At 69.2% G+C, this 20,297-nt stretch carries 11 protein-coding genes, 2 tRNA genes and 1 pseudogene; 3 read left to right on the forward strand and 11 right to left on the reverse strand.

The genetic code is table 11. From position 1 onward, the window contains the following. Positions 1-129: 129 nt before the first annotated feature. The 5 genes from ACIQU6_RS07595 to ACIQU6_RS07615 form a co-directional block, all read right to left on the reverse strand. Entirely contained in the window at positions 130-1,512 is a 1,383-nt protein-coding gene (locus tag ACIQU6_RS07595; protein ID WP_403480705.1) for a phage portal protein, read from the reverse strand. Between the two features lie 35 nt (positions 1,513-1,547). Next, positions 1,548-2,942: a terminase gene (locus ACIQU6_RS07600; protein ID WP_403480706.1), complete on the reverse strand. Its 1,395-nt coding sequence runs from the start codon at positions 2,940-2,942 to the stop codon at positions 1,548-1,550. Positions 2,943-5,029: 2,087 nt separating this feature from the next. Then, positions 5,030-5,097 (reverse strand) — tRNA-Thr (locus ACIQU6_RS07605). 60 nt (positions 5,098-5,157) lie between these two features. After that, positions 5,158-5,231 (reverse strand) — tRNA-Asn (locus ACIQU6_RS07610). 723 nt (positions 5,232-5,954) lie between these two features. Further along, on the reverse strand, positions 5,955-7,661 hold the full coding sequence (locus tag ACIQU6_RS07615; RefSeq protein WP_403480707.1) for a recombinase family protein: 1,707 nt from the start codon (positions 7,659-7,661) through the stop codon (positions 5,955-5,957). A gap of 45 nt (positions 7,662-7,706) precedes the next feature. On the opposite strand from ACIQU6_RS07615, the pseudogene ACIQU6_RS07620 reads away from it, so the two are divergent. Together ACIQU6_RS07620 and ACIQU6_RS07625 are read left to right on the forward strand one after the other, a co-directional pair. Next, positions 7,707-7,823: pseudogene (locus ACIQU6_RS07620) on the forward strand (amino acid permease C-terminal domain-containing protein); the annotation flags it as partial. 102 nt (positions 7,824-7,925) lie between these two features. Continuing rightward, a complete protein-coding gene (locus ACIQU6_RS07625) occupies positions 7,926-10,313 on the forward strand; it encodes a GH92 family glycosyl hydrolase (protein ID WP_403480708.1) in 2,388 nt (795 codons plus the stop codon). Between the two features lie 75 nt (positions 10,314-10,388). Here ACIQU6_RS07625 and ACIQU6_RS07630 read toward each other — a convergent pair whose 3' ends face one another. The 5 genes from ACIQU6_RS07630 to ACIQU6_RS07650 form a co-directional block, all read right to left on the reverse strand. Beyond that, entirely contained in the window at positions 10,389-12,878 is a 2,490-nt protein-coding gene (locus tag ACIQU6_RS07630) for an ABC transporter (RefSeq protein WP_403480709.1), read from the reverse strand. A 263-nt stretch (positions 12,879-13,141) separates the two neighbouring features. Next, on the reverse strand, positions 13,142-14,437 hold the full coding sequence (locus ACIQU6_RS07635) for an NAD(P)/FAD-dependent oxidoreductase (RefSeq protein WP_403480710.1): 1,296 nt from the start codon (positions 14,435-14,437) through the stop codon (positions 13,142-13,144). Further along, entirely contained in the window at positions 14,434-14,628 is a 195-nt protein-coding gene (locus ACIQU6_RS07640; protein WP_274912218.1) for a ferredoxin, read from the reverse strand. Before ACIQU6_RS07640 ends, ACIQU6_RS07635 begins: the two co-directional genes overlap by 4 nt. A gap of 67 nt (positions 14,629-14,695) precedes the next feature. Further along, on the reverse strand, positions 14,696-15,925 hold the full coding sequence (locus ACIQU6_RS07645; RefSeq protein ID WP_403480711.1) for a cytochrome P450: 1,230 nt from the start codon (positions 15,923-15,925) through the stop codon (positions 14,696-14,698). Positions 15,926-16,199: 274 nt separating this feature from the next. Beyond that, positions 16,200-16,820: a TetR/AcrR family transcriptional regulator gene (locus ACIQU6_RS07650; protein WP_274912220.1), complete on the reverse strand. Its 621-nt coding sequence runs from the start codon at positions 16,818-16,820 to the stop codon at positions 16,200-16,202. 434 nt (positions 16,821-17,254) lie between these two features. On the opposite strand from ACIQU6_RS07650, the gene ACIQU6_RS07655 reads away from it, so the two are divergent. Continuing rightward, positions 17,255-18,025 (forward strand): alpha/beta fold hydrolase, encoded by a 771-nt coding sequence (locus tag ACIQU6_RS07655; protein ID WP_403480712.1) that lies wholly within the window; start codon positions 17,255-17,257, stop codon positions 18,023-18,025. Positions 18,026-18,041: 16 nt separating this feature from the next. On the opposite strand, the gene ACIQU6_RS07660 is transcribed toward ACIQU6_RS07655, so the two are convergent. Beyond that, complete coding sequence (locus tag ACIQU6_RS07660) at positions 18,042-20,129, reverse strand: restriction endonuclease (protein WP_403480713.1); 2,088 nt, start codon at positions 20,127-20,129, stop codon at positions 18,042-18,044. Between the last annotated feature and the right edge of the window lie 168 nt (positions 20,130-20,297).

Below are 20,297 nucleotides of genomic sequence, written 5' to 3' on the forward strand. Positions count from 1 at the left end.
ATGTGGCAGGGTCATCAATATCGACCCTGCGCCACAGCCTCTCAAGCTGCGCCAACGCCTCACCCTTAAGGGCGCGTTGAGCCGCCGCATGGGCTTGCGTCAACGCCGCCCCCTCAACGGTTACAGCCATCAGATACCGTCACCAGGTCCCGGAGCGTCCTGCCCGGCATCCATCGACGTATCCGAAGTGTGTTGCCCTGTAAGAAGCATTGCTGCCATGTCCACGGAAGACTGTTCATCGCGCATCTTGCGCCACTTCGCGACATCAAAGCTAGTCACACCCGGGATACGCTCCCAAAGAGCCTCAGCGGGCACGCCAAGCTGTTGAACGAGCTTGCCGTAAGCATCCGCAACCTGCGAGATAGAGCGCGCCTCAGTATCCCGCCAAATGATCCGAGCCTCGGTATCCTCGGCGGCCACCGTATCGCCCTCAGCAAGCGCAGCAAGCCTAAGAACCTGCCCCCACGCCTCACCAAAGAGCGTCTGACGTTCATGCACCTTCCGCGAAAGACCCGACTCAAGAGCCGTCAACGCATCCGCGCTGATATTCGCGACACCAGACGCGAACGTGTGCGGCGGAACCTGCGCGATAGCAGCCATAGACCGAACCGCCGCGTCCCGAGACGCCAGATAGCCCGACAGCTCCGTCTGTTCAAACTCACCGAACTTGACGTCAGTCGATGGGGTCGCCCACACACGGTCAATAGCCGCACGGAACGTCTCAACGGGCTTACCAGTCCGAGGGTCCTTCGGAATCTCAATACCGGTCGCCCAACGCTGCCGGAACGCCGAATATGATTGCGCAACCAGCATGTCAAACGTCGTCATGTTCAGCCGGTCAGTGATGGGAATCAGCGGGGAAACCTCACCCAACTCATGCGGCAGCGTGTCCGGCGCATCAGCCCAACGATTCCTGAACTGAATCACCGGGCACTGACCCATCCCATGCGGACGGGACTCCCCCTGTATTCGCCACTCGGACGGGTCCGACTCGTCACCCGGAGGAACCCATACCTCGGTAATACCTTCGGCGTCCCACACTTCATAACGGTCAAACTCATCTTCCTTGACCTTAACGCGCCCAATGAACCGGGCAACATAGTCAAGGAAGTCGCTATCCGGGTCCTCGCTGACCCCAGTAACCGACAACGGCGACATTGGTCGAATAGCCGGGCCAGAATCACCAGGCAGAACACTGACGTACGAGATACCGAAAGTCAGTGCAGCACGATGAACCTGCGCCTGTCGCGAATCAAGCAAATTCTTGGACCAGTGCGACCACGGTCCAAGGTCCTCCGGATCATCCGAACGCCGGTAACCTTCCACCATGAGATTCTGCGCCACCGTTGAGACAATCAACGGCAACCAGTTCTCTAGCGCCTTAGTGACCATCTGCCCAAACTCGGCCTCTGCCCTCTTCGGGATATACGGGCGATCCTGAATCCCCCGATAGTAGAGATCCACCCGCCGAAGTTCCGGCATTTCCTTCTTGCGCTGCATCAGCGCGCCCATGAGGGCAACACGAACATCCCCCACGGGACAACCTCTCAGAAACCGTAGACAACGCCCGGTTCCTTCGGGGCCCATCGCTCCAAAACGCCAGCCTCAATGGCCTTACGTCGAGCCTCACGAGCCAGAACCAGAGCAGCCGCCGCGTCCACCTTCCTGGCAGACTCGCGCGACTCCTTACCAAACCCCACACCAAACGCATTCGGACGACGTCGAGCATTCTTCAAATGGGTCACAAGACGCGCATCCGAATCAACGGAAATCGCCTTGTCCTCAAACGCCGCACACGCAGCCTCAGCCGCATACGTAAAGTCCCGTATTCGGCGACGCATATCGAACGCCACAGAATGACCCGGGCCAGCCTTGATAAACAGCGACTCGTGAAAATCCTCGGCCCACCGGTCAATGTACGACTCAAAGAACGCATAGTCAGCGAAGAACGCCGCTACACGCCACTTCTCGAACGCAGAACGCACAACGGCGTCAATATCGCCCGTCGGCACGCTCCAAGTATCGGCACCCGGCCCGTCCGGACGCTGCCACACGCCCAGCACCCAACAGAACCCCGTAACGGCGTCCGTAGCCACCAAAGCCGTAGCGTCATGGCCTCGACTGCCGTCAAAACCAAGAGCGATGACCCCGCCCTCGGGAGTCTTCCCAAGAGTCGAATTCGACTCTTGCAACGTCGCCGCATCCACATCAGCCGGATCAAGCCACGCATCCGAAGCGGCAACCACGCGACTGAAGTAGAAGCGCATTGCCTCATCACTCGTCGTGCCCGGGTCGTAAATCTCGTCAACAAGACGATCAATCGATATCCACGGACAATGCTGATAGCAGATCCGAAGGTTCCGCCTAACCGACTCTTCGTCGGACAGATCAACATCCGGCTCAGCCTCAAGGGCCGAATACAGCAGACCAGCGCCATACGGCACGTCAGCCACCTTCAGGTAAGCCTCGTACGTGCCTTCCGCTACCGACTCCTCGCCGGGCGCGTGCGCGTTAGTAGTCTCAATGCCACGCCCCTCAACCTTGGCCGCGTTGCGCTTCAGCACACGGGCTAGCTTGTGGCCGCCATTCGCGTTCACAAGGTGGTGCGGCTCATCAAGAATGTAAAAGCTGGTCCGGTTTCCCTCCAGCGAACTAGAGGAGGTGGTAACCGGCTCAAGCTTCCCCCGAATCACTCGACGGCCATCATGACGCCTCATCAGGATTCGAGTCTGACCAACATCTAGACCGAACCGTTCCATCGTCAACGGGCCGACCATCGACCTGATAGACGCGAACGTGTTCTCTGTTTGCGCGAATGAGACGGCAGCAAGCTGCACCAACGGTGCCGGATGAGGCTTACCGATCGCCACACGGACCCCCGAAGGAGTCTCGACTATCTTGTGCGGCAGGCACGGCCCGCAGAGTTCAAACAGTGCAAGCATGGCCGCGAACGGCCCTTTACCCCAGCCCGTAACTTGCTCCGGCGTAGAGCACCACGCCGGAAGCGAAACCGTCCCTTCTCATCAAATGCGTACCACCACGCGATGAAATGCTCTTGCTCCGGAGTTGGCCGCAAAGGCTCACCCGCGCGTTCGCCATCCGGCTGCACAAGGTGTTCACGCATCCAAGAGATAGCCTGATAGCCCAGTGACTCAGCTAGCGTAGGCCAGTTCTCAGGATACGTATCGCGCGGCTTGAACTCGGGAATCGTGCCTATATGCACTAGCCACCCCCGAAGAGGGCAACGACGTTTTCCGCCTCGCCCCTATCGGCCACGGCTGACGCCGGGCCCGTAGAATCACCGGATGCCACCTTTAGGCGGCCCCGGAGCCTGTCAGTATGTGTTGCACCTAGAAGTGATTCGTTCTGCCGAATCTCGCTCAACACGTCCTTACCGGCGCGGAGCTTGCGCGGATCATCCGCCGCCTTATGCATGAGGCGGTTGTATCCATCGACCATGGGCAGCAGGCTCAACAGTCTTTGCCAGTCGGTCGCCTCAAAAACAGCGGACTGTGGAGAAGTGACCCACGCCGACCACCACTCACGAGTAGCTGTAAGCCACTTCTTAGGGGTCGGCAACTCCGGGGCCGGAACACCGCTAGGTTCCAGCTCAACAGCGGACGTACCAAGGTTCTTGGTGCGCCCGTGCTTCTCTTCCTTCGGGAGCGGTCCATACCCCGCCATACGCGCCGCCTCCTTCCCTGCAAGAGTCGAATTCGACTCCTGCTCATCACGTGCGCAGCCCGCAAGCGGGCGCGCATTGCGACGGGCGGCGAAACTCACTGTGCGGCCATCTAACGGCCTCGCGAGCGCCAGGGGCACCAGGGGAGCCGCCACGGCCTCAGGGACCGCCAGGAGGGCGCACAGGGCTTTCTAGAGGGGGCTACGCGTGCGCGTGTACGCGCGAGCGGAGCGCAGCAATCCAACAACCAGCGCGGACACGCGACCAGTTACCCCCGACCCAAAACCACCAGACCCGCACTTAGATCCGGCTGCTATTGGGCCCCGGGTGGGGTTGGAAAAACTTTGGGGGCCCTCCCCCACCCTCTCTCACGAAGAGTCACCTTCGAAGCGCAAAGCGTTCACTCTTAGCGACGCTGCTTACGCTGCTCAAACGGTGAAACACTCACATCGCGTTCACGACGAACACGTTTCGCATTACGCGCATTCGCGCCTTCACTTGCGCTCTTACGCGCATGATGATGACGACACAGCGCCTGAAGATTGCCCAACGAGTGATTGTCACCAGGTTCAATATGGTCAACCTGATTCGCATAACGTGCGCAACGCTGACCAGTATCAACACGTATCCACACGCACGCATAGCCAGCAGCCACTAGCACACGCTCACGTATCACCGACCAATCGGCAGGCAACCGCTCACGGCGCGTGGAACCCTCCCACGCCACAGGAACCCCCTATGCACGGCCCGCAAGATGGTCGATGCTCCATGCTCTTAACAGCGACTCCCGGAACGGGACATGTAGAGCACGAGAACACCGACCCCCGCAACAGGGCCCCTCTATAGGGCCACCCCTCAGAAGCCCCCATGCTGGGGACCCTCAGCGCACACGGCCTATCGGGCCCCCAGAGGCCACCCCGGGGCTAACGGATACTCACCCCGCAGGGAGCCCGGGGGTGGGAAGTCTAGGCCCCGTGAGAACCCTAGGAATGAAGACAGCACTTCCCGCCACACGGGTCAACATCAATCGCAATCTCATGAGGCGGGCACAATGCCCTATCCCCTACAATGCGGGTCCCCGCACCCTCACAGCGCGTAGACGGGTCGTTCGAGTCATCAAGGTACTCACACCTAAACCCTGCCCGCTCCTTGATCGCTAGTCGTGCACGGTGAGCCTTGAACTTCTCGGCACGCGCACGCGGATCACTTCCGCGCATTCCGCATCACCGTAAACACACCCACACCATAACCGCCCACATAGGCAACGATGAGCCCGAGCCAGACCGGCACGACAACCCCCAAACAGCAAGAGTCGAATTCGACACTCGCTCAACCTTCAAAGTAGCTTGCATCCGGCCGGATTCGAACCGACGTTGCCCCACACGGGGGGTTCTAGGCCGCTGAACTATGGATGCTTTAGGCGATTCCGTGGGAGCTACCCACCACACCAAGGGATCGCAGAACGAGCCCACAAGTTAAGGCGACTGGATTCGAACCAGCATCAGTGGACTGAATATGCCCGCCGCTCTACCATTTGAGCTACGCCCCATTAACGCAACCGCCTAGGGTGACTAGCCCATCATCAGTAGTTGCGCACGGTTTCGGCCCCCATGGGATGGCCGTGGACGTGACACCACCTTGCACCCCCTTTGGCCCGGGGGTCAGCCGGGTTATCGCAGGGGACAAGTGGAACCCCCTCCCGTTCCGCTGTCCCGGGTTCGGGGAGTCTTGGAAGGGGAGGGGAAGATTAGGGCCCCTCTGGGGCTCAGAACCCCGGGGAGAGAGGCCGAGGGAGCCGCACACAGAGGGGCGGGCAATCGGGGTGGGGGTGCCGCGTTAGTCGCGCGCACGCGCTCACTTCCCCGCCTTGCATAAAGATTGACTCGGGGTGGGGTACACCAGCAGGTGCGGCGGCTAGCGCTTCGCGGGTCTCGATCTTGGGGTGCAACCACCTTGGGTGTAGAAGTGCAGTTTTAAGGGGTGTTTCTGTATTTCCTATAGGGCCTCTATGTGCATTCCAGAAGACACCCCTAGATCTACACTTCTGCACTTTCCGCAGGTCAGAGGGGGTGTGAAAAATTGGGCAAGTGTAGTTTTGTGGGACGCCATCGCGCCGTTGCGACGCCAACCACAACCCGCAAGAGTCGAATTCGACTCTTGATCCATGCGAACACCCTCCACGACGTGAGCTATCTCACAATATTTAGATGTAGTAAGCATCATGTTTTGAGGTAAAAAAGGGGCCCGGTCGCGAAAACCGGACCCCTGTCACCTACACGGCAACTCGCCCCCTGCCGCCGCTGCGCCTCTTGTACTTGCGCTTACGGGCCTTTGGCTCCCCGGCCCAATTGATGGTCACCCGCTCATCCCCAACGAACTTGACGCCCCTGCCGGGGGCTTTGTGAACCCATATCTCGTCTATCGCCAGGCCCACGAGAGTGCGCCGCATGTGGTCACCCGCCTTGAGCCATGCATCCTCGATGGATGCCGGGTCCATGAGGAACGACACGTCTACGGCCGTCGTCCCGCGCAGTGTTTCGACTTCCTTCCGGGCCTCTAGGACAAGCTCCGTAGCCTCATCTAGGTCGCCGTCGAAGAACGCTTCGTTGGGTCCGTCGTACCGGCCGCGCTTACGGTCCTCCCAAACGCGCTTGAGGGCCGTCTCGGCGTCTTTCAGCGCCTCTTGGGCCTCGTCCATGCCCTCGGCTTCCTCGGGCCTCTCGTGGGCCATCCAGCGCTTCGCAGCCTCAATGACGATCGGATCGTCACGTTCGGCGTTCGTCAGTCGGGATACCACCTTGCGGAAGACGTAGCCCTCAATGGTGACGCCTCTCGCGTAGGCGGGTGCGGGGCAACCCTTCTCACCCTGGCCGTCGCTCTTCCTCCAGCAGCCGTAGCCGTCTCCCTGCCATACCATCGCGCCTTCGCAGCCTTCGCAGAACGAGCGGGTTGATAGGGGGTGGGTTGCGGGGGTCTTTCCGTCTACGCGGGGTGCCCAGCTCGTTCCCTTGCTGGTGTTCTGTGCGGCTCGCTTCTGTTCGTCGGTGACCAGGGGCGGGCCGACCATGACGGAGACCTTTTTGCCGTGTTCGTCTCGGAAGACGCGTCGTTGGCTCTTCACCGCGTCACCTTGGCGTCCGGTGATCTGCCACCCGGCATAGACGGGGTTGTTGATGATGTCGGTCACGGTGGCGGTTGCCCATGCGCCGGTACCGGTGGGAGTGGGGACGCCTTCGGCCGTGAGTTGCGTGGCAATCTTCTTGCGTGACAGGCCGTCGGTCACGGGGAGCGTGTGTATGAGGCGCGCTATGTCGGCCTTGGTGCGCCCCTGGGGGTCACCTGCCGGGTCCTTGGTGACCTGAAGCCGTCGTTCCTCGTACACCTCCCCGTCTTCGTCTTCAACTTCCACCATGGCAAGTTCGAGACCGTAGGGGATGCGTCCTTGCGTCCACTCTCCGCCTGCGCGCTGGTGTTCCTTGGTGTTGCGGACGCGTTCTGACAGGTGCTCTGTTTCTTCCCGAGCGTCCTCGGCGCGGCGGATGAGTTCGCCTCGGTCGCGCTTGTTGGTGGAGTCGAGTTCGGGGCGTTCGGTGCCCTCGTCCCATCCGAAGAGCAGTCGGCGGGGTTTGCCGTCGGCGGGTTCGATGATGCGGAGGATTGATCCCGCTCCCCGGCGGTCCCACCTGTCGAGTCGGAAGCACCACAGTGCGGACACCTCTCCGGCTTCGATGGTTGCGAGTGCCTGGTCTTGGTCGGTGCGGGCCCCCTTCTTGCGGAAGCGGCTAGCACTGCCGACTTCCCGCCAGACGTGGCGGACGGTAAGGCCCAGTTGTGCGGCTACCTGCTTGCCTCGGGCTTCCTGTGCGGCAACGCTCAGCTCCTTCTTTCCGCCACGGCTTGCCCGGCTCTTGACTGCCTTGGACTTGCGACAGAAGAGGTCTATCAAGGTGGCCGGGTCGGGGCCGCTTTCGTGTTGCATGTCGGGATTCTCCCACGTCAAAGCACTATTGGGTGTGGGCAACTTTCCTGGGTGCGGTTCGTGGTGTGGTTCCTGGTCGGCCTGGTCATCTACTTCTCGTACTCCTACCGGAAGTCGGAGCTGGCGGGGGTGCCGGAGTCGGCGCCGCCCGGGCTTATGTGAGGTGCCGTCAGACCACCCGGGGCCCTCTTGACGGGTCGGGGTGCGGGCTCAAGAATGAGCCCGCCTCGACAACGTTGTCGGCCCTCTTCGGGAGGTCTTCCCATGCCCTGGACCAGACGCGGACGGCCGCGCGCCGCGGGCGCGGCGGTGGCGGCGGTGCTCCTCGGGAGCGTGCTCACCGCCCCGACCGCGGGCGCCGCGCCGGCCGAGCCGTCCGGCGGCCGCCTCACCGACCTCGTCAACCCCTTCATCGGCAGCCAGAACGACGGCAACACCTACCCGGGGGCCGCCGTCCCGTTCGGCATGGTGCAGCTCTCCCCCGACACCGGGCACACCACCGGCTACGACTACGACGACACCCACATCCGCGGCTTCAGCTCGGTGCACCTCTCCGGCGTCGGCTGCGGGCTCGGCGGCGACCTGCCGATCCTGCCGACCACCGGCGACGTCACCGAGACCGACTACGCCAAGTACGCCGCCGCGTACACGCACCACGGCGAGTCGGCCCGTCCGGGCTCCTACCGCGTGCGGCTGACCTCGTACGGCGGGATCACCACCGAGCTGACCGCGACCGCCCGCACCGGCCGGCAGCGCTACACCTTCCCGGCCACCGACCAGGCCAACGTCCTGCTCAACGCCGGCCAGTCGCTGCACAAGACGGTCTCCACCCGCGTCGAGGTGCTGGACTCCCGCACCGTGCGCACCGCGATCACCGGCCGCGGCTTCTGCCAGGACACCCGGCCGTACACGGTCTACACCCTGACCCGCTTCAACCGGCCGTTCACCGCGTACGGGACCTGGCGCGGCGACACCGTGACGCCCGGATCGCGGGACTCCACCGCGCCCGGACGGCACGGCGCCTACGTCCGGTTCGACACCCGCAAGGACCGCGTCGTCGAGGCGACCACCGCGCTGAGCTATGTGGACCCGGCCGGCGCGGCGCGCAACCTCCGGGCGGAGGGCGGGAGTTCCTTCGCGCGCACGCGGGCGGCGGCGGACGCGGCCTGGGAGCGGCGGCTGGGCCTGGTGCGCGTCCGGGGCGGCGACCACACGCTGCGCCGCACCTTCTACTCCGCCCTCTACCGCTCCTTCCTCGCCCCGAACATCGGCGGCGACGTGGACGGCCGCTACACCGGATGGGACCAACGCCCGCACCGCGCACGGGGGTTCACCTACTACCAGAACTGGTCCCTGTGGGACACCTACCGCACCCAGACCCAGTTGCTGTCGCTGCTCGCGCCGCGGGAGGCGCGCGACATGGCGCTGTCGGTGCTGCGGGTCGACAAGGAGGGCGGCTGGCTGCCCAAGTGGGGGTACGGCACCGTCGAGACCAACATCATGACCGGCGACCCGGTGACCCCGTTCCTCACCAACGCCCATCGGCAGGGGCTGCTGGCGGGCCACGAGGAGGAGGCGTACGCGGCGCTCAGGAAGAACGCCGACGGGGTCCCGCCGGCCGCCTCCCCGTCCGTCGGCCGGGAGGCCAACCCGGCCTATCTGAAGCGCGGTTACGTGCCATACCTCAAGGGGCGCCCGCACGCCAAGCCCGGTGACTCCGACTTCGACCACGGGGCGTCCGCGACGCTGGAGTACGCCCTGTCGGACGCGATGCTGGCGCAGATGGCGCGGGACCTGGGCCATCGGGCGGACGCCGCGCGGTTCGCGCAGCGGGCGCTCAACTACCGCAACCTCTTCGACCGTTCGACCGGCTTCTTCCGGGCCCGGGACGGCTCCGGCGCGTTCACCGGGCCCGCCGACCCGGCCAGGAGCGAGGGCTTCCACGAGGGCACGGCCTGGCAGTACCAGTGGCTGGTGCCGCAGGACCTGCCGGGGATGCTGGCGCTGATCGGCGGCAGGGAGAAGGGCACGGCGCGGCTGGACTCCTTCTTCGCCTATCCGCAGTTGCTCGCCGACCCGGCGCGAACGGCCCGCGAGGTGTGGGTGAACGGCCCCTACGACTACGACAACGCCGACAAGTACAACCCGCAGAACGAGCCGGACCTGACCGCCCCGTACACCTACCTCTCCACCGGCCACCCCTGGAAGACCACGGACGTGGTGCACGCCGCGCTGACGCTGTTCACCGACGCCCCCTCGGGGATGACCGGCAACGACGACCTGGGCACCATGTCGGCGTGGATGGTGCTCTCCTCGCTCGGCGTCTACCCGGTGCAACCGGGCACGAACACCTGGGGGTTGAGCACCCCGGTCTTCGACCGGGTGGACATGACCCTGGACCGCCGTTACTACCCGTCGGGCCACTTCACCGTCACGGCGCCCGGCACCTCGTCCACCGACCGGTACATCCAGTCGGTGCGGCTCGACGGCGCGCCCCGGGACCGCACCTATCTGACCACCGCCGAGCTGCGCGCCGGCCACGAACTGGCCTTCTCCGTGGGGCGGGAGCCGTCCCGCTGGGGCACGGGCGACCGGGCCGCCCCACCGCCGGTGGGGACGCCGGCGGCGCTCGCCTCCGCCGCACGGCAGTAAGGCGACGGCGAGCGCTGAGGTCACCGCGGCGGAACCCTGGTGCGGGTGCCGCTGCGCGGAGCCCGGTGCCCGGTGTCAGTCCTGGAGCGGCCGCCGGGACTCGTCTCCCCGGTGGCGGGCGAGGTAGCCGGCAGTGCGGCCGTCGGGGGACGCGGCGACCTCGGCGGGGGTGCCGGCGGCGACGATCCGGCCGCCCTCCGCACCGCCGCCGGGTCCGAGGTCGATGACGTGGTCCGCGCCCGCCACCACGCCCATGTCGTGCTCCACGACCACGACGGTGTTGCCCGCGTCGACCAGGCCGTGCAACTGGCGCAGCAACACCTCGGTGTCGGCGGGGTGCAGGCCGGTGGTGGGCTCGTCGAGGAGGTAGAGGGTGTGGCCGCGGCGGGCCCGCTGGAGTTCGGTGGCGAGCTTGATGCGCTGGGCCTCGCCGCCGGAGAGTTCGGTGGCGGGCTGGCCGAGCCGGAGGTAGCCGAGGCCGACGTCCTTCAGGGTGCGCAGGCTGCGGGCGGCGGCGGGGACGTCGGCGAGGAACTCCGCGGCGTCGTCGACGGTGAGGGCCAGCACGTCGGCGATGGTGCGGCCGCGGTGGGTGATCTGGAGGGTCTCGGGGTTGTAGCGGGCGCCGCGGCAGTCGGCGCAGGGGGCGTAGGTGCCGGGCAGGAAGAGGAGTTCGACGGCGGTGAAGCCCTCGCCCTGGCAGGTCTCGCAGCGGCCGGCGGGCACGTTGAAGGAGAACCGGCCGGCGGTGTAGCCGCGGGCGCGGGCCTCGTCGGTGGCGGCGAAGACCTTGCGGACGGCGTCGAACAGGCCGGTGTAGGTGGCGAGGTTGGAGCGCGGGGTGCGGCCGATGGGCTTCTGGTCGACGCGGACCAGCCGGTCGACGGCGTCCAGGCCGGTGGCGCCGGCGAGTTGGGCACGGGCCGCGGGTGCGGAGGCGTCGGCGTCGGCGTCGGTGCCGTCCTGCTCGTCGGCGTCCGGGCGGGTGTCCGCGGCGCCCAGGCGGTCCTGGACGGCCTCCGCGAGGACCCGGGTGACCAGGGTGGACTTGCCCGAACCGGAGACGCCGGTGACGGCGGTGAAGACGCCGAGCGGGAAGGCGGCGTCCAGGTCGCGGAGGTTGTGGAGGGTGACGCCGTGCAGGGCGAGGGTGCCGGTGGGGGTGCGCGGGGTGCGGGCGGGGGGTGGTTCGGCGGCGAAGAGGAAGCGGCGGGTGGCGGAGTGCTCGGCGCCCGCGAGGGCGGCGACCGGGCCGCTGTGCAGGACCCGGCCGCCGTGTTCGCCGGCGCGCGGGCCGATGTCCACGAGCCAGTCGGCGCGCCGGACCACGTCCATGTCGTGCTCGACGACGAAGAGGGTGTTGCCGGCCTCCTTCAGGCGGCCGAGCACGGTGAGCAGCGCCTCCGTGTCGGCGGGGTGCAGGCCGGCGGAGGGTTCGTCCAGGACGTAGACCACGCCGAAGAGGCCGGAGCGCAACTGGGTGGCCAGGCGCAGGCGTTGGAGCTCGCCGGCGGAGAGGGTGGGCGCGGGGCGGTCCATGCCGAGATAGCCCAGGCCGAGTTCGGTGAGGACCTCGATGCGGGCGACCAGGTCGCGGGCGAGCGTGGGGGCGGGGCCGTCGCCGGGGCGGTCCGCGGTGGGGCGCAGGACGTCGACGAGGGTGCTGAGCGGCAGGCCGGCGAGGGTGGCGATGTCCCGGCCCTCGAAGGTGACCGCCAGCGCCTCCGGGCGCAGCCGGCGGCCGTCGCACACCGGGCAGGGCTCCGCGGTCATGAACTGGCGGACGCGCTTGCGCAGGGTCTCGCTCTTGGAGTCGGCGAAGGTGTGCAGCACATAACGCCGGGCGCTCATATACCGGCCCTGGTAGGGGCGTTGGATGCGGCCGGCCTCGCGGACCGGGTGGACGGTGACGACGGGTTGTTCGTCGGTGAACAGGATCCACGCGCGGTCGGCGGCCGGGAGCTCGCGCCAGGGGCGGTCGACGTCGTGGCCGAGGGTGGCGAGGATGTCGCGGAGGTTCTTGCCCTGCCAGGCGCCGGGCCAGGCGGCGACGGCGCCGTCGCGGACCGAGAGCGACGGGTCGGGGACGAGGGAGTCCTCGGTGACGCGGTGGACGGTGCCGAGCCCGTGGCACTCCGGGCAGGCGCCGGCGGCGGTGTTGGGCGAGAAGGCGTCGGAGTCGAGCCGTTCGGTGCTGCCCCGCGGATAGTCGCCGGCGCGGGAGTAGAGCATCCGCAGGGTGTTGGAGAGGGTGGTGACGGTGCCGACCGAGGAGCGGGAGGTGGGCGCGGAGCGGCGCTGCTCCAGCGCGACGGCCGGCGGCAGTCCGCTGATCTCCTCGACCTTGGGCGCGCCGACCTGGTGGATCAGCCGCCGGGCGTAGGGGGCGACCGACTCGAAGTAGCGGCGCTGCGCCTCGGCGTAGAGGGTGCCGAAGGCGAGCGAGGACTTGCCCGATCCGGACACCCCGGTGAACGCGACCAGCGCGTCCCTCGGGATGTCCACATCGATGCCGCGGAGGTTGTGCTCACGGGCGCCGCGCACCCGCACATACGAGTCGGTCATCCCTCCATGATCGGACACCGTGCGGGGTGCCGGGCGCTGGGTGCCGTGCCCGTCGGCGCGCCCGATCCCGCCGACGCACACCCGACGTCCGCTTCGTGGGTGCCGGACGGCAGACGGGAGTGTGCCGTCCGGCACCCAAGGCGCCGGCGATCCGCAGCGGGTGGGCAGCAGCCCGCGAACCGCTGTCGCCGAGGCAGTTGCCTCGGCGACAGCCGGTGCGGCAACTGTCGGTGAGCGGATGCTGCTGGGCAACTGCCGGGCCGTTAGCCGGCGGTGGTGGCCTCCCGGACGCGGTCGCGTGCCTCCTCCCAGGGGACGGGGGTGGCGACCACGGCGCGCAGGGCCCGTATCTGGCGCGGCGGCAGGGCGCAGGCCAGCACGCCGACGGCCCGGCCGTCCCGGCCGAAGAGCGCGACGGCGCGACGGGCGTCGTGATCCAGGACGGTGGTCTCGACCTGGTCGGCGCCGGCGGTCAGGCCGTACGCCTGGAGCTTGAGGCCGTACTGGTCGGACCAGAAGTACGGCACGGGGGCGAACGGGCGGCGCTCGGGCCGCTCCGCACCCTCGTCGGTGCCGCCGTCCTCGGCGGCGCGCTCGGCGGTCAGCTCGGCGACGAGGTTGCGGGCGGCGGCCATGGCCTGCTCGGTGGCGTTCATCCGGTGCTCGAAGCGGAGCGGGCGGCCGTGCAGCGGATGCTCCCAGCGGGCCACGTCGCCGGCGGCGTAGATGCCGGGGGCAGCGGCGCAGTAGGCGTCGCAGCCCAGGCCGTCGGTGGTGTCCAGCGCCGGGTCGGCGAGCCAGCCCACGGCGGGCTCGGAGCCGATGGCGAGCAGCACCAGATCGGCCGGGAGCCGGCTGTCGTCGGCCAGCCGGACGCCGCCGACCTGCGCCGGCGCTCCCGGCGCGGGCTCGCTCGCGGCCTCGAACTCGGCGAGCTCACCGGTCAGCAGCCGGACGCCGCGGGCCGTGTGCTCCTCGGCGAGCAGCTCGCCGATCCCCGCGCCGACGGCGGCGACCATCGGCACCGGCTGGCGGCCGATCAGGGTGACCTCGTGCCCCAACTCCCGGGCGACCGCGGCGGCTTCGCAGCCCAGGACGCCGTTGCCGACCACGACCAGGCGGCGGGCGCCGCCGGACAGCCGGTCGCGCAGCGCCAGCGCGTCGTCCAGGGTGCGCAGGGTGAAGACCCCGGCGAGGCCGTCGGCGGCGGGCAGCGTGCGGGCCGCCACGCCGGTGGCGATGATCACGCCGGCGCAGGCCAGGCGCTCGCCGTCGTCGAGGGTGAGGGTGCGGGTGGCGACGTCGAGGCCGGTGGCCCGGGTGCCGAGCCGCAACTCCAGGCCGAGCGGGTCGATCTGCTCCTTGCTGCGCAGCAGCAGGCGCTCCGGCTCCCAGGCGCCGTGCAGCAGTTGCTTGGACAGCGGCGGCCGGTCGTACGGGAGATGCGGCTCGTCGCCGATCAGGGTCAGGGGGCCGTCCCAGCCGGCCCGGCGCAGGGCCTCGGCGGCGGTGATCCCGGCCGCCGAGGCGCCGACCACCGCGATCGGGCGGGCGGTCATTCCTGGACCTCGATCACGGCGGCGGGGCAGATGGCGGCCGCCTCGCGGACCGCGTCGTGCTGCTCGGCCGGCGGCTCGGCGTCCAACAGGACGACCACGCCGTCCTCGTCGCGCTGGTCGAAGACCTCGGGGGCGACCAGCACGCACTGGCCGGCGGCGCAGCACTTCTCGGCATCGATGGTGATCTTCATGGGGTGGCTCCGTGGGGGTCAGTCGACGGGTGGTGGGACGGTCGGTGCGATCGGTGCGGCCGGTCGGTCACCAGGTGACGGGCAGGGAGTGGCAGCCGTAGATGGCCATGTCGGTGCGGAACGGGATCTCGTCCAGGGGCACGGCGGGCCGCATGGTGGGGAAGCGCCGGAGCAGGGTGGCGATGACGACCTGGAGCTCGACGCGGGCCAGGGCCTGGCCCAGGCACTGGTGGATGCCGTAGCCGAAGGCGACGTGGTGCCGGGAGTTGGGCCGGGCGATGTCGAGGCGGTCGGGGGCCTCGAAGACCGTCGCGTCGCGGTTGCCGGACGGGACGGCCACCACGACGCCCTCGCCGGCGCGGATGAGCTGGCCGCCGATCTCGATGTCGGTGGTGGCGACCCGGCGCGGGCCGTTGCGGATGATGCTGTGGAAGCGCAGCAGTTCCTCGACGGCACCGCGGATCAGGCCCGGGTCCCTGCGGAGCCGCTCGGCCGTCTCCGGGGAGCGCATCAGCGTCAGGGCGCTGAGGCCGATCATGTTGGCGGTGGTCTCGTGGCCGGCGACCAGGAGCAGGGCGGCGAACGCGGCGACCTCGTCGTGGGTGATCTCGCCGGTCTGCTGCTGCTCGACGATCAGCCGGCCGAGGATGTCGTCGCCCGGCTCCTTCTCCTTGGCGGTGACCAACTCGTCGAGGTAGGCGCGGAGTTCGACCCGGGCGGCCTCGCGCTCGCCCTCGGCGATGGTGCGGGAGAGCAGCTTGCCGGTGAGCCGCTGGAAGATGTCGTGGTCGTCGTAGGGGACGCCCAGCAGCAGGCTGATGACGAGCGAGGGGACGGGCAGCGCGAGCGCCTCGACCAGGTCCACCGGCTCGCCGGCCCGGCGCTCCAGCGCGTCGCACAGCTCGTCGGTGAGGCGCTGGATCTCCGGCCGCAGCGCCTCGACGCGCTTGACCATGAACTCGCGGGTGACCATCCGGCGGAGCCGGGTGTGCTCCGGCGGGTCCATGCGGATGAAGCCGCGGTTCTTGGTGCTGCCGCCGCCGGTCATGCCGCTGAGTGGGTAGCCATGGAGGGTGGTGTCGGAGCTGAAGCGGGTGTCGCCGAGGATCGCGCGGATGTCGGCGTAGCGGGTGGCCAGCCAGGACCAACTGCCGTCGGGGAGCGAGATCCTGGAGATCGGCTCCTCGGCGCGCAGGGTGCCGAACTCGGCCGGGGGGTCGAAGGGGCAGCCGCTCGGGGGCTGGACGGGCAACGGCGTCGGGGCCGCGGGAACTGTGGTGTCGATCATCTCGGTCATCTCGCTCCTCGTGCGCACATCGCGGGGGTGTGCGCCATGAGTCGATCCTTCGCCTAACGACTGTAAACTTACAGACGTAATGATCGGGTAAACGCCCCGGGGTTTCCGTCGAAACGTGAGGAAGGGAACACCCGACGACACTCAGCGACGCCCGGCGAAGACCAGGCGCACAGCACGAAGGCCCCGGCCGAAGAACGGCCGGGGCCTTGCGGCGCCACGGGCGGAGGGGGGAGGCGGGAAGGGGAGGAGCCGGCGGCCGGTCCCGAGGCCCGACTCAGCGCTCCAGCAGCAGCTCGATGAGTTCCTCCACGAACCCGTCCAGCCGGCTGGTGTCCTTGCGGCTCGGCATGACCTGCCAGATCATCACCCGGCCGTGCACCGCCGACCACAGCAGGTACGGCGCCTCGGCGCGCGAGCCGCGCACCCGCCAGCCGGCCTCCTCGCAGGCGGTCAGCGCGTGGTGCCAGCTGCGCACCAGGAGTCCGGCCGGGTGGCCGGCGAGCCGCTCGGGGCCGACCGGGGTCTGCCGGGTCTCGTAGAGCAGCCGGTAGTTGGCCGGGTGCTCTATGGCGTAGCGGCAGTAGGCGCGGAGCTGGGCGCGCAGCCGGGCCACCGGGTCACCGTCGTCGGCCTGCGCGGCGGCGTCGGTCATGGCGTGCGCCAGCCGCTCGTAGCTGATCTCCAGGGTGGCCCAGACCAGTTCGGTCTTGTCGGCGAAGTGCCGGTAGATGCTCGGCGCGGCCACACCGGCCTCGCGGGCCACCGCGCGCAGCGACAGCGCGTCCTCGCTGCCGACCTCCTCCAGGAGGCGCTCGGTCGCCCGCAGCAGCTCCTCGCGCAGGCGCTCCCCCTGTCCGCGCGGGTTACGGGGCCGGACGGCCGCACTCTCGCTCACTGCCCTCCGGTCCTTTCCTGGGCTGCCGCACTGATGGTCGGCGGGGCTCTGCTCCTTCACCAGGGTTTCACACCCCGGGGGCGGACCGTACCGGAGGATCGCCGTCCGCTCGTCCCACGACCCGACGGGCGCCCCCGGAAGCCAGGCCGGCGCGTCGGACCGGGAACCAGAAGCGATCACCATCCGTGAGCGCGCGGCGCCCCGGTGACGCCCCGCCCGGCGCCCGACCGACCGCCGGCCCGACACCGCGGGCCGGCACGTACCCGGCAAGGGCACACGGCACACCCTCCCCCCGACGCGTCCCACCAACTCGGCTGCCCCGCAAGCCGGTTACGACACCCGTTCGGACAACACTCCCCACCCCCCGGCCTGTTGGCGCCCCATGGGGTGGGCCCGCACCTAGGGTGCCCGGTACGGACGAGGAACCGCTGCGTGTGACGGTGTGGGACGAGGGGCTGCCCGGGGCGCCGCGGGCGCTGCTGGTGCACGGCACGATGAGTTGGGGAACCGCGTGCTTCGCCGGGCAGCGGCCGTTGGCCGGGATGTTCCGGCTGGAGCTGGTGGACCGGCGCGGCTTCGGCCACAGTCCGGACGTCGAGTGGAGCGACTACGCGGTGGACGCCGAGGGCCTCGGCCGGCTGCTCGGCGAGGGCGCCCACCTGGTGGGGCACTCGTACGGCGCGGCGGCCGCGATGCTGGCCGCCGCGGCGCGACCGGAGGCCGTCCACTCGCTCACCCTGATCGAGCCGTCGCCGCTGCGCACCGCGGCCGCGCACCCCGTCGTACGGGCGGCGTTGGAGCGGCTGCGGGAGGCGTTCGCGAACGCGGGGGCGCTCGGGGAGACGAGCCCGGAGGACTATCTGCGGCAGTCCACCGAGGCGTACGGGATGCGCCTGCCGGAGATCACACCCCGGATGCTGCGGGCGGTCGGGACGGCGATGCGGGAGCGGCCCGTCCGGGACGCGCAGATCCCGTTGGCGCCCCTGATCCGGGCACCGTGGCCCAAGACCGTGATCAACGGGACGTGGGAGACCGCCGACCCGGGATACCGGGCGTTCGTCGGCGAGGCTCTGGCCGCGTGCGGGGAGTACCTCGCCGAGACGGTCGGCACCCGGCACGTGCGGGTGCCGGACACCGACCACGCCCCGCACCAGGACCGGCCCGAGGTGGTCAACGAGGTGCTGACCCGGCTGTGGCAGGGCTGACCGGCGGCGGCCGGCTTCAGCTCACCTCGATGCCGAAGTCGCCCACCAGGGCGGCCAGTCCGCCGGGGTAGCCCTTGCCGCCGAGGACGAAGTCCCAGTCGTCGCCGGTTCGACGGCGGAAGGAGCCGAGCACCAGGGCCCGTTCGCCGGGTCGCCCGTCGGAGACCGGGAGTCGGTCCACCTCGGCGCCCGCGGTGTCCAGCAGCCGGATCCGGGCGTCGGTGAAGCCGCCGAGGTCACCGTCCGGGTCGGTCTCCTGGTCGACCGCGGCGACCAGGACCAGCCGGTCGGCGGCGGGCGGCAGCGCGTCGAAGCGCACCCGCAGCGCGGCGCGGTCCTGTGTCACCCCGGACAGCATCCGCACCGAACCGTCCGGTGTGGCCGGGTTGTTGAAGAAGACGAAGTGGTCGTCGTCGAGGACCGTGGCGCCCTTGCAGACCAGGGCGCAGACGTCGAGGGCGGCCGCGCCGGACCAGTTCATGGCGAGGGTGACGTGCTCGGGCGCCGCGTCGACGGGCGCCGGCGCGCCGGCGCCCGCGTCGTCGGGTCCGAGGCGGCCGCGCAGCCCGTACCGGCCGAGCAGGTCGACGAGTTCGGGGCCGGCGATCAGGGTGAGTGGCTTCCCCTGGGCGAAGCGGTGGGCGCCGGGCCCGAATTGGGAGGTCGTCACCAGGACGCCCTTGTTGGCGCCCTCGGACTGGACGGTCCCGTAGAGGTCACGGACCGCGGTGGGCGGGACGGTGTTGCGGTAGCGCTTGACCTGCACGACGATCTTGCCGCCGCGGATCGGGTCCGGGTCCAGGGCGTCCACGTCGATCCCGCCGTCGCCGGAGCGCTGGGTGGTGACGGCCTGCATGCCCATCGCGCGGAACAGCTCGGCGACCAACTGCTCGAAGGCGAGCGGGTCCATCGCGTGCAGATCGGCCTCGCCGTCGGTGCCGTGCGAGACCACCGCGCCGCCGGCGACGTCGTCCGGCCGCCGCCCGGGGCGCACCTGGGTGCACTGGTCGGGGCGGGCGGAGAGTTGGCCGCGGAGCCCGTCGGTGAGGCAGTCCGGGGCGCTGACCTGGGCCAGGTGATAGGAGTCGAGGGCGCTGCGGGGGGCCAGGACGGTGCCGAGGAAGAGGGTGGCGGGGCGTCCGGTGACCGGGTCGACGTCGTCGACGAAGCCGTTGAGCGCCACCGAGTCCAGGGCGCCGAAGGTGTCCGCGGCGAACAGGTCGTGCAGGACCAGCAGCATGCTCTGGGCGATGACCTCGCGGTAGAGGGCCCGGCGTTGGGCGGCCGGGCGGGCGGTCTCCCGCTCCTCGTCGGGGGTGGGCAGGTAGCGGACGGCCTTGACGGCGGGGACGACGTCGAAGCCGGGCAGTTCCCAGTCGAGGACCAGTTGGCGGGCGGCGGTGTCGTAGCCGGCGCTGAGTTGGCGGGGGAAGCCCTCGGGCCAGGAGGTGCCGGAGTAGAGGGCGGCCGAGAAGTACTCGACGACGGCGTCGGCGTCGCCGGCGCGCAGGCCGTCGAGCAGTTCCCGGACGCCGGCGTTGTGCCGCCGTATCCCGTCGAGGGCGCCGGCCGCCCACTGGTCGTACTGCTGGCGGTAGGCGGCCAGTTGGGACTGGCGCTGGGCCTCGGCGGACTGGGCGGCGTACCAGTCCTGTTCGAAGCGGGCGCGGGCCTCCTGCCGGTCGCGGTCGCGGCGGACGCCGGAGCGCAGCCCGCCGGTGGGCGCCTGGTAGCGGGCCGGGTCGGGCATGGACACCGGGGTGGCGAGGGCGCCGGGGGCGAAGGGTTCGACGCGCTCGGGGCGGAGCAGGGCGTCGGCGGTGAAGGCGGGGGCCCGGCAGCCGTCGGCGAGCAGGTCGGTGAGGGCGGTGACGCGGGCGTCGAGTTCCTCGGTGCGGCGGCGGGCGTCGGCCTCGCGCTGCCGGCGGTAGGCGGTCTGCCGCTCGCGGTGCATGCGGGCCATGGCGCGCTCGGCGGCGCGGGCCTGCCGTTCCTGTTCCCGTTGCTGCTGCACGCGGGCGCGGTGTTCGGCCTCCGTCCGGCGTTGCTGCTGGCGCTGCGCCTCGGCCCAGATGCCGAGTAATCCCTGGGAACGGCGGCTCATTTCGCGGTTCGTCCTCCCCCCGGGGCGGCGGCCCCCGGAACGTGCGGCAGTGGTGGCGTCTGTGCCGGTCTGCCCTGGTCTGCTGTGGTGAGCCGACTTTATCGGGGGCGTGCGCCGGCGATCAGAGGACGGGTGAGTCTCGGCCGGGAGGCGCCGGTGGTAGGGGCG

The sequence above is a fragment of the Streptomyces sp. NPDC090442 genome (assembly GCF_044769405.1).
Lineage (GTDB): Bacteria > Actinomycetota > Actinomycetes > Streptomycetales > Streptomycetaceae > Streptomyces.

Excerpts from the sequence above, each read along its gene's own strand:
- ACIQU6_RS07595 (WP_403480705.1), bottom strand. The coding sequence starts at position 1,512 with ATGGGCGCGCTGATGCAGCGCAAGAAGGAAATGCCGGAACTTCGGCGG.
- ACIQU6_RS07600 (WP_403480706.1), bottom strand. The coding sequence starts at position 2,942 with ATGCTTGCACTGTTTGAACTCTGCGGGCCGTGCCTGCCGCACAAGATA.
- ACIQU6_RS07615 (WP_403480707.1), bottom strand. The coding sequence starts at position 7,661 with ATGCAACACGAAAGCGGCCCCGACCCGGCCACCTTGATAGACCTCTTC.
- ACIQU6_RS07625 (WP_403480708.1), top strand. The coding sequence starts at position 7,926 with ATGCCCTGGACCAGACGCGGACGGCCGCGCGCCGCGGGCGCGGCGGTG.
- ACIQU6_RS07630 (WP_403480709.1), bottom strand. The coding sequence starts at position 12,878 with ATGACCGACTCGTATGTGCGGGTGCGCGGCGCCCGTGAGCACAACCTC.
- ACIQU6_RS07635 (WP_403480710.1), bottom strand. The coding sequence starts at position 14,437 with ATGACCGCCCGCCCGATCGCGGTGGTCGGCGCCTCGGCGGCCGGGATC.
- ACIQU6_RS07640 (WP_274912218.1), bottom strand. The coding sequence starts at position 14,628 with ATGAAGATCACCATCGATGCCGAGAAGTGCTGCGCCGCCGGCCAGTGC.
- ACIQU6_RS07645 (WP_403480711.1), bottom strand. The coding sequence starts at position 15,925 with ATGACCGAGATGATCGACACCACAGTTCCCGCGGCCCCGACGCCGTTG.
- ACIQU6_RS07660 (WP_403480713.1), bottom strand. The coding sequence starts at position 20,129 with ATGAGCCGCCGTTCCCAGGGATTACTCGGCATCTGGGCCGAGGCGCAG.